11 protein-coding genes are annotated in these 14,670 nt (G+C 47.4%); 9 read left to right on the top strand and 2 right to left on the bottom strand.

Annotation, left to right across the window (positions count from 1 at the left end):
- Positions 1–22 precede the first annotated feature (22 nt).
- On the top strand, positions 23–2,170 hold the full coding sequence (locus tag AC1DLM_RS19735; RefSeq protein WP_477570914.1) for a hypothetical protein: 2,148 nt from the start codon (positions 23–25) through the stop codon (positions 2,168–2,170).
- A 60-nt stretch (positions 2,171–2,230) separates the two neighbouring features.
- Here AC1DLM_RS19735 and AC1DLM_RS19730 read toward each other — a convergent pair whose 3' ends face one another.
- Entirely contained in the window at positions 2,231–2,809 is a 579-nt protein-coding gene (locus tag AC1DLM_RS19730; protein WP_441986656.1) for a beta-class carbonic anhydrase, read from the bottom strand.
- Positions 2,810–2,860: 51 nt separating this feature from the next.
- Positions 2,861–3,184: an iron-sulfur cluster biosynthesis family protein gene (locus AC1DLM_RS19725; protein WP_441986655.1), complete on the bottom strand. Its 324-nt coding sequence runs from the start codon at positions 3,182–3,184 to the stop codon at positions 2,861–2,863.
- A gap of 183 nt (positions 3,185–3,367) precedes the next feature.
- Here AC1DLM_RS19725 and AC1DLM_RS19720 point away from each other — a divergent pair, with 183 nt between their 5' ends.
- The 8 genes from AC1DLM_RS19720 (at position 3,368) to mutS (ending at position 14,613) form a co-directional block, all read left to right on the top strand.
- The gene (locus AC1DLM_RS19720; protein ID WP_441986654.1) at positions 3,368–4,888 is read left to right on the top strand and encodes a carboxypeptidase M32; all 1,521 of its coding nucleotides are present in this window, start codon (positions 3,368–3,370) and stop codon (positions 4,886–4,888) included.
- An 831-nt stretch (positions 4,889–5,719) separates the two neighbouring features.
- Entirely contained in the window at positions 5,720–6,733 is a 1,014-nt protein-coding gene (locus tag AC1DLM_RS19715; RefSeq protein ID WP_441986653.1) for an ABC transporter substrate-binding protein, read from the top strand.
- A 53-nt stretch (positions 6,734–6,786) separates the two neighbouring features.
- Positions 6,787–7,560 carry an ABC transporter ATP-binding protein gene (locus AC1DLM_RS19710; protein WP_441986652.1) on the top strand — a complete coding sequence of 258 codons (774 nt, stop codon included), beginning with the start codon at positions 6,787–6,789 and terminating at the stop codon, positions 7,558–7,560.
- Positions 7,553–8,398 (top strand): ABC transporter permease, encoded by an 846-nt coding sequence (locus tag AC1DLM_RS19705; RefSeq protein WP_441986651.1) that lies wholly within the window; start codon positions 7,553–7,555, stop codon positions 8,396–8,398. The genes AC1DLM_RS19710 and AC1DLM_RS19705 overlap by 8 nt, the downstream gene beginning before the upstream one ends.
- 81 nt (positions 8,399–8,479) lie before the next feature.
- Positions 8,480–9,439 (top strand): aromatic acid exporter family protein, encoded by a 960-nt coding sequence (locus tag AC1DLM_RS19700; protein ID WP_477570913.1) that lies wholly within the window; start codon positions 8,480–8,482, stop codon positions 9,437–9,439.
- Between the two features lie 114 nt (positions 9,440–9,553).
- Complete coding sequence (cotE, locus tag AC1DLM_RS19695) at positions 9,554–10,123, top strand: outer spore coat protein CotE (protein ID WP_171630877.1); 570 nt, start codon at positions 9,554–9,556, stop codon at positions 10,121–10,123.
- 142 nt (positions 10,124–10,265) lie between these two features.
- A complete protein-coding gene (locus tag AC1DLM_RS19690) occupies positions 10,266–11,735 on the top strand; it encodes a putative amidoligase domain-containing protein (RefSeq protein WP_477570912.1) in 1,470 nt (489 codons plus the stop codon).
- Positions 11,736–11,973: 238 nt separating this feature from the next.
- A complete protein-coding gene (gene mutS / locus AC1DLM_RS19685; protein WP_477570911.1) occupies positions 11,974–14,613 on the top strand; it encodes a DNA mismatch repair protein MutS in 2,640 nt (879 codons plus the stop codon).
- Positions 14,614–14,670: the final 57 nt, after the last annotated feature.

Below are 14,670 nucleotides of genomic sequence, written 5' to 3'. Positions count from 1 at the left end.
GTAACTACAAGGAGGACTCTCAGTGATCCAACAACGCAAGATGAAACGACTGCTCAGCCGTTCGGCTTTATTGCTAACCGCTGCAAGCTTCTTAACTCTTCCTCTGGCAACATCAGCTTTCGCAGGCAAGGAAGGTGTATTTCTCAGTGATTCCGTCTATTTTACTTTGGATAAAGTGTCGTTATCGGTTGGCGCCGAGGATGGCTCGCTTCGTTTCTCATTAGGCTTGAACAATCATAGTGACGGCATCGTCGATTTCAATAACTATGGCGTAAAAGTCATTGATGGAAATGGCATTACGTATACAGCGAAGCTAAATGAGAAGGTTGTTGCGCGTGTGAAAGCAGGAGAGACGGGGACCTTTAAATTTACGTCGGAAGTCCCGAACAATCTGACACCTTCCGAATTGAAAGTTGATATTTTCCGATGGAATAATAACTCGACATCCGATATCGGTGCGCTTTCTGTCGAATCAGCGATGGTCGAAACAGGTCAAACGTTGGAACAACAAGCCGTTATTAATTTAAAAGAGATTGATACGACCCTTGCTGAGGAAACATTAGTTACCGCTAAATTAGGACAAAGCTATAAGGCGTACAAAGATGGCGTGTGGATGGTATACACGAATCTGACGTTGTCCAATGAAAGCAATGCCAGCGTGAAGCTGCCTGACGGTCTAGAACTCAATTTCCAAGATAGCAAAGGGTTGACGTATGGCGCTCAATTTGTTGCTAACGTAGGCGCCCTGCTACCTGAACAGCCTGTGACAGTAACGCTCCAAGCAGCTGTTCCTGCTTCACTGGATACGAATCACTTGTCATTGCTTTTCTCCMCAAAAGGAAAAGTGAAAACGACACTTCTGGGTACTTTGAATGCTGCGAAAACTTTCTCAGTAGGCCGTCTTAATGATAAAATTGCCTACCCGAATAAAGATGAGAGTGATGCTTTAAACGGACTAGTTATGTCGACCTCATGGGCATCAGCTGTTCAGCAAACCGATGGGTTACATGTGCAAGCGAATGTGACCTTGACGAACGAAAGTGATGGCATTGTTACAGTTCCTAACTTGACTGGAGAATTCCAGGCGAGTCGCAGTAATGTAGGTGTGACATCGAGCGATAATACAGTTCGTTCTGCCTACTTGTCTCCGAATGAGTCGACGACGTTCCATTTCCAAGGTGTTGTACCCGCTTCGCTAAATGCAGACGCGTTACAACTGGTCGTGCTGGAGAAGCAAAGCGCGGTTGCTTCGACAACAAACGGAACGGGTACGGGTACTGGAGGCGCTGGAGCTGGTGCTGCAGGTAACACCGATAATTCGAAGCAAGTTGCATCGCTGCCCGTTTCCGTGACTTCACTTGCAGGTGCAGGTGTTGCTGGGAAAGCGACAACTTATGCTGCTGCGTCAGCCTATAAGATCGGTGATCCATTTAAGCTAGCCTCGACGAATAGCATTGATTCGAATATGGACATGTCGCTCGTTGAGCTAGGAATGAGTGTGAACACAGACTTCGGGTATAAGACGGTTGTTGCGAAATATAAATTAACGAATAAAAGCACGACAACATTGGCTTTGCCGGATTTCCAAACCGATCTGACGAATGAAGATGGCTACACCTATACAGGTGTGCGTCAAACCAATGTGGCCAAAAACATTGCACCAAACACGAGCTATGTGTTGAATTACTCCTATATGGTGCCAGATAGTGAGGATGCAGATAAACTTGCACTAAATCTCTATGATACGAATCGTATGGCCGTCGGTTCTTACAAAACGGAAGTGCAGCCAATCCCAGCAACGGGACCAATTTCTGTGTATCCATTTACGATCGATTTCGACGATTACTCACTTAGCGCTACCTATAGTAAAGATGGGTCGTATAGTTATCGTTTACGATTGGATCTAGATGTTCAGCGACAAGCTCAAGTTATCACGGATGCGAATTTCTCTTCACTTGTGTTTGAGGTTGTAGATACGGAAGGACGCTTACTGAGCTCCAAACCAATGACCTTCACAGGTCAGCAAAGAATAATGTCCGGCGTTCAGTTCCTCGAATTTACCAATATTAAATCTGAGCAGCTGAATACAGGCTCCTACTTCAACATTTATGAGGTTACCTCTACTCCGAATGGTGAAGCCAAACGCTTGATCCGTACGATTAAGCCATAACGGTTACCAAAATAAAAAGAGTAGGTCCAGTTTAGAACTGGATCTACTCTTTTTGGTAGGCTACAACAACTCTGGTGCAGGCGGATATGCCGCATCAACGAGATCTAAGCGACCTGTTTCTGGGTCGATGATCATCCCGTGCACGGGTAAGTTTTTGGGAAGTAATGGATGATTTCGAATAATATTAACGCTTTTCTCAATGCCCTCTCGAACATGATTGAAGCCGGTCAGCCATCGCTTCAAGTCAATACCAGCATGTCCCAGTGTTTCAAAGACATCGTCGGAGATGCCTCTGGCCTTCGCATTGGCAATAACGGCTTCCGAATTGAGTCCTGTCATACCGCAATCATAATGCCCGATGACGAATACTTCATCAGCCTCCAGTTGATAGACAGCGACAATAATACTGCGCATAAGACTGCCGAAGGGGTGAGAGACGATGGCGCCAGCATTTTTAATAATTTTGGCATCTCCATTATGAAGATTCATCGCCTTAGGAAGTAATTCGACAAGCCGCGTATCCATACAAGTGATGACAACCATACGTTTGTCTGGAAATTTCGTGGTCAGGAACTCTTGATATTGCTTGGTTTCTACGAAATCCTTGTTGTAGCTTAAAATCTCATTGACTAAAGACATGGTATTCCCTCCAGGTAAGTTGATGTGCTGCATGTCTATGTTTGTGCAGCTTTATCGTTTATCGACTAAGCTCATACCCGCATTGTAAATCTGATTATTACTCTTCAGTATATAGGATTTATTGCCTTCATGGAAGTCGATTTTCATGTTGTCCTCGAAAAAGATCTCATCCTTCGCTTTATATATCAAAGGAAACGTATCGGTTACAGCGGAAATATCATCAGCATTTGCCACAGAAACCAACCACAAAGTAGGTACACCATTCACGGAGCAGCCACAGCCTTCGGTATCAAAAACAAGCTTTAGTAAGGTGTTATTTTGCTCCATCCAAGGCGTTAATCGTTGTCTAGCTGTATCGGTAAATCTAATATTCATAAGGTCATCTCCTCACTTAGTTGCACAACAAACAGCCTGTTACATGAAGGCTAGTCMTTATTCTACCACATTCAGATTGGAATTTGATTCTAACCCTCGTTGGAAGTATGATATTTATGAAACATTTGGGAGCGATAGCTCCCGATGTTAGTTTTCTATCGAAAACTTTAAGGAGATGAGCACATGAGTGTTAGTGTTGTAAATGCCAAGTTGGCATCGTTCAAAGCTTATGTTCGTAAAATGAAGCAGTACGAAGAGGCGATCTCTTTGATCTATTGGGACATGCGGACAGGTGCTCCGAAAAAAGGGATTGAAACGCGTTCTGAGGTTGTCGGTGAGCTCTCCACCGAGGTATTTCGCATGTCTACATCGGAAGAGATGGGCGACTATGTGAACTTCTTCATGCAGCCGGCTGAGCTGGAGCAGTTAGATCCGATTTCCCGCAAAATGGTGCAGGAGTGCAAAAAAGAATACGATCGCAGCAAAAAGATTCCAGCTGACAAATATCAAGCTTATGTCGTGTTAACCTCACAAGCGGAATCCGCATGGGAAGGCGCGAAGCATAATTCGGATTGGGCGTCTTTTCAGCCATATTTGGAGAAAATCGTGGCGGCTACACAGGAGTTTATTGAGCTGTGGGGCTATGAAGGGCATAAATATAACACCTTGCTGGATATGTACGAGCCAGGGATGACCGTTGAGAAGCTGGATGAAGTATTCGGTACCCTGCGAGAAAAAGCAGTACCGCTTCTTGCGCGGATTAGTGGATCGGCGAATCAGCCGAATCGTTCCTTCTTAGATCAACAATTTGATATTGGGAAGCAGAAGCAATTCTCGCTCGCCATTTTGAAACAGATGCAATATGACTTCGACGCTGGCCGTCTGGACGAGACGGTACACCCATTTGCGACAGCGTTGAACCCAGGCGATGTGCGGATTACGACACGTTACTTGCCTAATGACATCACATCAGCTTTATTCGGAACGATTCATGAAGGCGGACACGCGCTGTATGAGCAAAATATTTCTACTGACCTCGTCGGAACGAATCTCTGCTCAGGCACATCGATGGGGATACACGAGTCGCAGTCCCGCTTCTGGGAGAACGTCATTGGCCGCAGCAAACAGTTCTGGGATCGCTATTACGGTGAACTTCAGACGACTTTTAGCGGACAAATTGATGAAGTTGGCGTAGACGATTTCTATCGTGCGATTAACCATATCGAGCCTTCCTTGATCCGAATTGAAGCGGATGAGCTTACGTACAACTTACATATTATGATTCGCTATGAACTCGAAAAGGGGTTATTCAGCGGTACGATCGCTGTAGCGGATTTACCTGCTGCGTGGAATGCCAAATACGAGGAGTATTTGGGTGTTACGCCTCCGAACGATGGCGAAGGTGTCCTACAGGATGTACACTGGTCTGGCGGTGCGTTCGGCTATTTCCCATCGTATGCACTAGGGAATATGTACGCGGCGCAATTCACGAACACACTTCGCAAAGAATTGCCTAACTTTGATAGCTTAATTGCTGAAGGCAACCTAGCACCGATCAAAGCCTGGTTAACAGAGAAGGTGTACCAGCACGGCAAGCTGTTGACACCGAACGAAATCATTCAACAAGTAACGGGCGAGCCATTGAATCCGGAGTACTTGGTCGCGTATCTGGAAGAGAAATATTCGGAAGTCTACGGCATTTAGTAATTACAGAGCTCAATGTTCTAATCCATAAGAGTGTGAGATAAAACAGCTTTTCCTGACGATTTTTTCGTCGGGGGAAGCTGTTTTTTCGTGTCGCTACTTGTCTTCCATCTCCCAAATTACCATAACACTGATGAAATTCAGTTGACTCGCAACTAAATTGCTCCTCCTCGCCATGACACTTATTTGTCTCACACCTAATTCACCAACTATCTTACCCTCAACTGTCCCATCAACTATCCCGCCATCATCAGTTACTCCMTCGATTAACTTTCCTTCCGACTATCAACAGTTACTCCCTCGATCAACTGCCCGCTCACGATTAACTTTCCTTCCGACCATCATCAGTTACTCCATCGATCAACTGCCCGCTCACAATTAACGTTTCCAACCGCCACCAAGCATCCCCTCCGCATCAAAGTTGCAAATAGGCATCTTTGATTTGCTCCATTAGAACGTTTGAGCAAAATTGATGCAAATAGGCACTTATTTTTGTGATTCCTACCCTTTTAGGGAGAAATCATGAAAAATAGTTGCACTTTCGCACTTATTTCGCATCTGCTCCTCGAAAAGCATCAAAAGGTTGCTCATTTGCACTTTTGCCACCGGAGAAGTCACGACTTCGACGATTCGCCTCGCGTTAGGATTGAGAGACGCTTAAACATCTCATTCAATCCCTCGACATGTCTTCGTGCACACGCACAAACACTGCTGCATCTTCGTCATTAATCCCAAATCTTATCAACTCCATTAGCTTTTCTAGAAGAACCATTAACCGACGTCTGGGCTCCTGCATAGGATACATTACAATTCAATTCGGGGGGACGTCCTATGAATAATCGGAAAAGATGGGGATTCACATTATCCGTCGTTCTGCTCTTAAGCTTAATCGCTTCAGCGTGTGGAACCAAGACGGAAGAAACAACGAAGGTGCGCATTGGTGAGGTGACGCGTTCCTTGTTCTATGCACCGCAGTATGTCGCGTTATCGCAGGGGTTTTTCAAAGATGAAGGGCTCGATGTGGAACTGACAACAACACCCGGTGGAGACAAAACGATGACTGCGCTGCTCTCGAATGCCATCGATGTTGCGCTTGTTGGATCAGAAACATCGATTTATGTATCACAACAAGGCTCGGATGATCCCGTCATTAATTTTGCACAATTGACTCAAACGGACGGCACTTTCCTAGTTGCTCGAACAAAAGTCGATAAGCTGGATTGGAATGCACTCAAAGGGAAAGTGTTCCTTGGGCAACGTAAAGGCGGCATGCCGCAAATGGCTGGCGAGTTCACGCTGAAGAAGCACAATATCGACCCGCAAAAGGATTTGCAGTTGATTCAAAACATTGATTTTGCCAATATCGTATCGGCCTATGCTTCGGGAACAGGTGAATACGTGCAGCTTTTCGAGCCGCAAGCCTCGATCATTGAGAAAGAGGGCAAGGGCTACGTACTTGCATCATTCGGTGTAGAGAGCGGCCAGCTGCCTTATACCGTGTTTATGTCGAAGCAAAGCTTCATCAAAGCCAACCCAGGGACCATTCAGAAGTTCACGAATGCGATTCAACGGGCGCAGCTATGGGTTGCCGCGAAAAGCGTAGACGAAATTACAGAAGCAGTACTGCCTTATTTTAAAGATATCGATGTCGCGATTGTGAAAAATGTTGTGAAACGGTACAAAGATCAAGGCTCCTTCGCAACGGACGGCATAGTGGATGAGAAAGAATGGAATAACTTGCTTGACGTGATGACATCAGCTGGAGAACTGAAAGAAAGAGTGGCATGGAGTAAACTCGTGAATAACTCTTTTGCAGAAAAAGCAAAATCAACCGTTAAGAAATAAACACATGAACGAACTAGTCACCGCAGGATGAAGATAAGAGGAGGTTAGGTGCCATGGACACAGCTGTGCAGGTCGGAGATGTCACACAGGTTTATGTAACTGAGGAGCGGGCAACGCTTGCCCTGCAAGGAATATCGTTTGACATAGCCAGTGGCGAGTTCGTCAGCCTGATTGGACCTAGTGGTTGTGGTAAAACAACCCTCTTATCCATCATTGCGGGACTCCTTCCACCGACATCAGGTCGGATTATCGTGGCAGGGCATCACGTTCAGGGACCATCGCCCAAAGTGGGTTACATGCTGCAGCAGGACTACTTATTTCCTTGGCGGACGATTGAAGCTAATGCTTGTATGGGATTGGAAATCGCAGGCACTTTGACGAAAGAGAAGAAGCAGGGGGCGCTTCACTTATTGGAGGAAATGGGTCTGCTGGCATTCAAAGATTATTATCCCGCACAGTTGTCTGGTGGTATGCGACAGCGCGTCGCACTTGTTCGAACGCTGGCAACAGAACCTGAGCTGCTTCTATTAGATGAGCCTTTCTCGGCGCTGGATTATCAAACGAAGCTTCAGTTGGAAGATTTGGTTGTAGAGACGCTGCGCGCCAAGAAGAAAACAGCTATTCTGGTCACACATGATATTTCAGAAGCGATTGCGATGAGTGATCGCATTATCGTACTGGCTCCGAATCCTGGGCGAATTCGCAGGTCCTTCCTAATGCCAGAGGCGGTAAGGGCAGCTATACCTTTTGAAGCGAGAGAATTGCCTGAATTTCACACACTATTTCGGCAAATTTGGCAGGAGTTTGGGGGTGTGCAGCATGGATAATCACGATGACCACCAGTCCATCCAAACCAATCAACACAATGAGAAATTAAAGCTGGACGTACATCAGCGTTTTCTGAAGGCGAGGAAGAGAGAGACGAAGTGGGTCCGACTTTTTCAAGCGGCTATTTTGCTTCTATTTTTATCCCTATGGGAGCTAGCCTCACGCTTGAAATGGATTGATGTCCTGCTTTTTAGCTATCCGACCAAGGTATTCGCACTACTCTGGGAGAAACTTCTCGACGGTACGCTGCTTCCACATGTAGCGGTCACAGTAGAGGAGACGATTATTGGATTTTTCTTGGGGACGATTATGGGAACAGCATTAGCGGTTGTGATTTGGTGGTCGCCATTTCTGTCGCGTGTACTGGATCCTTACATTGTCGTGCTGAATAGTATGCCTAAGGTTGCACTGGGACCTTTATTTATTGTCGGTTTCGGGCCTGGCTTACTGTCTATTATTGCAACAACACTGTCGATCACGGTCATTATTACGACCCTTGTTGTTTATGGCAGCTTCAAGGAAGTAGATCATAACTACATCAAGGTCGTTAAGTTATTTGGAGGCAATCAGCGAAAAGTATTTCTCAAAGCGATTCTGCCATCATCGTTTCCTGCTATCGTTTCTACGCTGAAAGTTAATGTGGGCTTGGCCTGGATCGGTGTCATCGTTGGCGAATTTCTAGTGTCCCAGAAGGGGCTGGGATACTTAATCATATATGGCTTTCAAGTCTTTAATTTCACCTTAGTGATATCTACCCTGTTCGTAATCGCAATCGTCGCAACGGTGATGTATCAGCTTGTAGCCAAACTAGAGAAGAAATTAACGAAGCATCGGTAATCGATAGAGAAAGGCTTGCCACCACCTATGCAAAATGAAATAATAAGCCCATAGAAAAACCTGTAAAGAGGGGAAAATACTATGGGCTTTCGTGTGCTCAAAACAGCTGTTGCGGTCATAATCGCTATGTATCTGGCGTATATATTAGGGGTTCATACGCCTGGAGCAGCGGGACTTCTTGCCATTCTGGGCATTGAAGTGACGAAGAAGAAAGGCATCCAAAGTGCCTTGCATCGTATCGCGGCATCCATTCTGGCACTACTCATCGGTTCGGTCTTATTTAACTTGCTTGGGTTCCATATTTGGGTCGTTTGTATATTTATTCTGATCGTGTTTCCAGTGCTAGTTCGGCTGCGGATTACCGAGGGTGCTGTAACAGGTGCGGTTGTGATGCTGCATCTTTTTGCTTATGAATCGGCGAACTGGCCGTCTGTACTTAATGAGCTAATCTTGCTGGTCATTGGTCTGGGTTCAGCTACGGTGATCAATATTGCTTATATGCCGAAGGCTGATTCCACACYTATCGCACATAAACAACAAATCGAGGGATTGTTTTCCGACATTTTTGTCAACATTGCAAAGCATCTTCGGGATAATACGGTGATTTGGGATGGAAAAGAGCTTCTCGAAGTTAGTGAGGAAATTGAACGCGGGGCGAGCTTGGCGAAACGGTCGATGGAAAATACGTTGTTGTTTGGCTGGGATCCGTACTGGCGCGTGTATTTCTACATGAGAGGTGAACAGTTGGAATCCATACACCGGATGATTGATCTTGTTGCCGGCGTGTATCAGACATTACCGCAAGGAGAGTTAGTCGCTGCGATCTTCGAAGATATTAGCCAATCTGTGAAGGAAGACTATTATACAGGAGAAGCAGAGAAAGAATTACAAGAGCTGAACGCTCGTTACAAGGGAATGCCATTGCCCGAGAGTCGGGAAGAATTCGAAGTGAGATCAGCGATTTTACAGCTTAACAGAGAGTTAATGCACTACTTAGATATTGCCAAAAAGCAAAAAAAACACCGTCCTGAAGCGGGTTGACTCTGACAGATATCAGTATTTTCGAATCTCAAAAATAATATAAAATAATTGTCACTCTAGACTACTGTCCTGCATACACTTGTAATGAATGATTGTATGGAGGAGGTTGAAAGGATGTCATTAGATAAAGATTTGCAATGCAGAGAGATCATTACAAAGGCTGTCTGCGGTAAAGGTCGCAAATTTTCTCATGTAAGTCATACCGTGACTCCGCCTTATTCTCCAACCAGTATTTTGGGCGCTTGGATTATTAATAACCAATTCGAGGCTGTCCATTCATCTGGAGAGGGCGTAGAGGTAGTTGGTACTTACGATATCAACATCTGGTATTCTTACGATCGTAACACCAAAACAGACGTAGCAAAAGAAACCGTATCGTATGTAGAAATCGTTGGACTAAGCTACTTAGACAAAAAACATAAGTCGACGACTGCCGAAGTATCAGCTGTCGCGACGCAAGAGCCGAACTGCGTAGAGGCCAGCATCTCTTCAAGCGGCGACAGCGTCATCATTCGGGTGGAACGCGAGTTTCAAGTTGAGCTCATTGCCGAAACGAAAGTCTGTGTAGTCGTTTGCACCAACGGCTGCAATGACTTCGACGACAAGCACGTGGATTTCGATGACAGTGGCGATGGTGATTTTGAGGATCTGGACGCCGAGCTGCTCGAGGATGAACTGGATTAGGGGATCTTTATACGCCATTATATGCGGGCTAAAGAGGTTCGGCAGAGGGCATTTGCCCTCTTTTTTGTTGTATTCGCACAATTGGGCATTCGCATATATAAGTGCTATTAACAGTGGGAATAGGTGAACGGGAGGTGTAAGAATGGAAACCTTCTTTCTGCACGCACAGGAGAAAGATGCACGGGAACTGGCTGAACGAATCCGTATTCCGAGTGGAACCAATCTTCCGGTGGATTGGCAAGGTCAGCTTATCATTCATTGGGGAGCTGCACATGATGAATATCCCCAGAAGCTTGCTCTGCAGCCCATTAAAGCGATCATGCGCGCTCAGAATCGAAGGAAGCGGGATGCTCTGTTACAACTTCACGGTATGAAAACGGTCGCCTCACAGGCTGCCTCAGTACGAGGGAAACTGGAGCCTGTGCTTTTTACCCATAAATATAAAGTAGCGGTGTTTCATCTCCAAACACTTCTTATCTATGAGAAAAAGGAGACGGTTCTGCTTTCGGAGAAGTCCTTACAGCAGCAAAGGCAAGTCAATGTGAATGCTGCGTACATAGAAGTAGGCCCTAGTCAAATTAACTTCCACTCCCGGAGGGCGAGCCGTGAATCCGTCAAAGCCATCTATGCCCTTGGCTTAGACTATGGCCTCGTCACCATCGGTATCACACCCGCGGGGCATACGCTCGTGCTGGACGTCGATCCCGTTCCGAAGCTGAATGGGAGATTGGTGCAGCTCTTCGCGCAAGCGATCGATCAATACGATCAATCACTTGCGAAAGAGCTGGAACGCAAAGAGCGAGCGATGCTCGGCTGCGATCCAGAGTTCCTGCTCGTCAATCCGCAGGGCAAGGTCGTCTTCGCCGACCGCTTCCTAACCCGTGATGGCGCTGTAGGCAGCGACGCCATCGTACTAAGCGGGCATCGCGTGATTCTGCCGCTAGCTGAGCTACGCCCGCAGCCTAGCGTGGACCCGCTGCAGCTCGCAAAGAACGTGCGCGTAACCATGGGGCTTGCCGCACGGAAGATCACAGACCATAGCCTCGCCTGGTGCTCGGGCGGCATGCCCGTGCGCGGCTACCCGCTGGGCGGTCACCTGCATTTTAGCCGCTGCTGGATGAATGTTCATCTGCTGCGTGCGCTGGATAACTATCTCGCGCTGCCGCTGATCTTGATCGAGGACGAATCGACGCGTGGTCGACGCCCACGCTATGGCTATCTAGGCGATTTCCGGAAGAAGTCGCATGGGGGATTCGAGTACCGTACGTTGCCAAGTTGGCTGGCCTCTCCCATCATCACGCGCGGTGTATTCGCATTGGCTGCGCTGATCGTGAATAACTACTGGCGTTTAACGCGGATGCCACTGCAAGAACCAGATATCCAAGCTGCCTATTACAGCGGTGATAAGCGGAGKCTACAGGATGAAGCAGCGAAGCTATGGAAGGAGTTAGAGCAGCTTAAGGGATATGAGGTCCATACTGGATTGTTGGAAGGTCTTCGTACACAAATGACTTCCTTGACATCGTGGAACGAAAAGACGGACATTCGGACCGCTTGGAAAATTGCACCCGGGGTGCTGAAAGAAGCATTTGATGAAGGAATCATGTTATAATAGATTATCTATCTCATCATAGAGTTAGTGATAGTTAAGAGATTATTTGTAGTTGGAAATTGGTTGGAAAATGAGTGGGATGTGAAAGCTGTACACGCATTTCGTTGTTCTGCTTGCTGGCCGCAATTGGGCAACATGCAAGCAGAATAGCTTCTATGAATCTGTGTATGGATGAAAATAAGAATGATAGTTTCAAAGAGTTCACCTTTAATTAAGGAATAGGTTGGAGGAACACAAGTTGGCTACATATACGCCGATGATTCAGCAGTACTTAGCCGTGAAGGCACAGGTTCCAGATGCTTTTTTATTTTTTCGTCTGGGCGATTTTTATGAGATGTTTTTTGAAGATGCCATTAATGCGTCACGCGAATTAGAGATTACGTTAACAGGCCGTGAAGGCGGCGGCGAAGAGAAAATTCCGATGTGCGGCGTCCCTCATCATGCAGCGGACAACTACATGTCTCGTTTAATTGAGAAAGGCTACAAAGTTGCCATCTGTGAACAGGTGGAAGACCCTGCTGAGGCCAAAGGCGTTGTACGCCGAGAAATCGTACGGATCGTTACGCCAGGTACCGTGATGGATAGCAAACTCCTTGGAGAATCCGTCAACAACTATATCGTATCTTTGGTCAACCAAGCAGATGGATATGCATTTACAGCCTGTGATATTTCAACAGGGGAGCTTTACACAACTCAGCTGGCTAATTCCTGGGAGCTCGTTGTTGATGAGTTAAATGTCTATAATCCATCTGAAATAGTGACCAGTCAAGCGTTGCTAACAACGATTCGCGAGTCTGGTGCTGCGTGGGGCCGCAATATGGTACTGACAGAGTGGACAAGAGCGGATGAAACGCTGCTTGATGAGCATTTTGCAGAAGATGCCGCGTTATCGAACTTATCTAGCATCGGTCGACAAGGTGTCGCTTCGTTGCTTGCTTATTTGAAAGAAACACAAAAAAGAGCACTAACGCACGTAAAGCACATTCGCATCTATGAACCGGATCAATTTATGACGATGGATCCGTTCACACGTCGAAATTTAGAGCTCGTTGAAACGGTTCGTGAACGTGCCAAAAAAGGGTCGTTATTGTGGCTGTTGGACAAGACGGTAACGGCCATGGGCGCGCGAATGCTGCGCCGTTGGATCGAGAAGCCACTTATGAACGTGGCTCGGATTGAGGAACGATTAGAAGCTGTCGATCTGCTCTACAATCAATTGATTGTGCGAGAAGATGTGAAGCAAGCCCTGAAGGAAGTTTATGATTTGGAGCGTTTGGTCGCTCGAATCTCTTATGGCAATGCCAATGCCCGCGATATGATTGCGTTGAAGCATTCCTTGCAGCAAGTTCCGATGCTGCAGCAGTTATGTGCGACATCGGGATCCGAAACGCTGCGGAAGCTCGTTGAGAATATGGACGTCTGTGATGACGTCATGTCATGGATTGCTAATGCGATTGAGGACGAACCGCCCGTATCGATTCGTGACGGGGGAATGATTCGCGAAGGCTATCAGCCTTACTTGGATACGCTTCGTGAAGCTAGCAAGAACGGGAAGCAATGGATTGCCGAGCTGGAGCGTCAAGAACGCGAAGCAACGGGCATTAAGTCGCTCAAAATCGGCTACAACAAAGTGTTCGGTTACTTTATCGAAGTAACGAAAGCCAACATGTCCGCCCTGCAGGAAGGGCGTTACGAGCGTAAACAGACGCTTGCGAATGCCGAGCGTTATGTGACGCCAGAGCTCAAAGAGAAAGAAGCGCTCATTCTGGAAGCGCAGGATAAAATGATTGATCTGGAGTATGAGCTGTTCACGGAGCTTCGCGACCGGATTTCGAAGCATATCTCCAGATTGCAGAAGCTGGCGGAGGTTATTGCCACCGCCGATGTGTACCAATCGCTGGCGGCGGTCAGCGCTGCGCATCACTTCCGCAAGCCGGAGATCGGCGAAGGCTTCGATCTTGCGATTGAAGACGGCCGCCACCCGGTGGTGGAGGCTGTCATCCAGGACGGCTCGTTCATCGCGAACGGGACGAGCCTGCTGCAAGAGCAGGGCCGCATCCTGCTTATTACCGGGCCGAATATGGCCGGTAAGAGTACGTATATGCGGCAAGTAGCCGTGATCTGCCTCATGGCGCAGATCGGCTGCTTCGTGCCTGCGAGCTCCGCGCGCATTCCGGTCACGGACCGGATCTTCACGCGGATCGGAGCTGCCGATGATCTGATCGGCGGTCAGAGTACGTTCATGGTCGAGATGATGGACATCCAAGTCATGACAGAGAAGGCGACGAGCAGAAGCCTTGTCATCATTGATGAGCTGGGCCGCGGGACCTCGACTGGAGAAGGCATGGCGATCGCTCAGGCCGTCATTGAATTCCTTCACGATCGGATCGGCTGCAAGACGCTCGTGTCGACGCATTTCCATGAGCTCGCACATCTGGAAGAGAGCCTTGAGCATCTGCGCAATCACTGCATGGCGGTGAAAGAAAGCGGCAGGCAGGTGACCTTCCTGCGCAAGCTCATCCCTGGGGCAGCTAGCACGAGTTACGGCATCTACTGTGCCGAAATCGCCGGGCTGCCAGATACGATCATTCAGCGTTCGTATGCCCTGCTGAATGGCTTCGAAGAACGCGCGGCAGCGTCAGCCGTACCGCAAGCCGCAGCGACCGTTGCGGTTGCCACAATAGCACCACCCGTGGCAACGCCGATCCGGCAGCTGTCCCTCTTCGAGGAGGACAGCCCGGCTGAGGTTGCCGTCAAGAAGAAGCCTGACGGCAAATCCCAACTGGTGCTTGACCAGTTGAAGGGCATTGATCTCATCAATATGACGCCACTACAGGCGCTCAATTTAGTCTATGAGTGGAAGCAAAAACTACAGTAAACCAAGTCGCCAGTTTCAGTTATTTTTAATCGCACACTTCATTACTTGACTTTATAT

The organism is Paenibacillus sp. 01T442 (assembly GCF_056398345.1).
This window is presented reverse-complemented; position numbering and strand designations above follow the sequence as displayed.

Excerpts from the sequence above, each read along its gene's own strand:
- AC1DLM_RS19730 (WP_441986656.1), bottom strand. The coding sequence starts at position 2,809 with ATGTCTTTAGTCAATGAGATTTTAAGCTACAACAAGGATTTCGTAGAA.
- AC1DLM_RS19710 (WP_441986652.1), top strand. The coding sequence starts at position 6,787 with ATGGACACAGCTGTGCAGGTCGGAGATGTCACACAGGTTTATGTAACT.
- AC1DLM_RS19705 (WP_441986651.1), top strand. The coding sequence starts at position 7,553 with ATGGATAATCACGATGACCACCAGTCCATCCAAACCAATCAACACAAT.
- AC1DLM_RS19720 (WP_441986654.1), top strand. The coding sequence starts at position 3,368 with ATGAGTGTTAGTGTTGTAAATGCCAAGTTGGCATCGTTCAAAGCTTAT.
- AC1DLM_RS19715 (WP_441986653.1), top strand. The coding sequence starts at position 5,720 with ATGAATAATCGGAAAAGATGGGGATTCACATTATCCGTCGTTCTGCTC.
- cotE (WP_171630877.1), top strand. The coding sequence starts at position 9,554 with ATGTCATTAGATAAAGATTTGCAATGCAGAGAGATCATTACAAAGGCT.
- AC1DLM_RS19725 (WP_441986655.1), bottom strand. The coding sequence starts at position 3,184 with ATGAATATTAGATTTACCGATACAGCTAGACAACGATTAACGCCTTGG.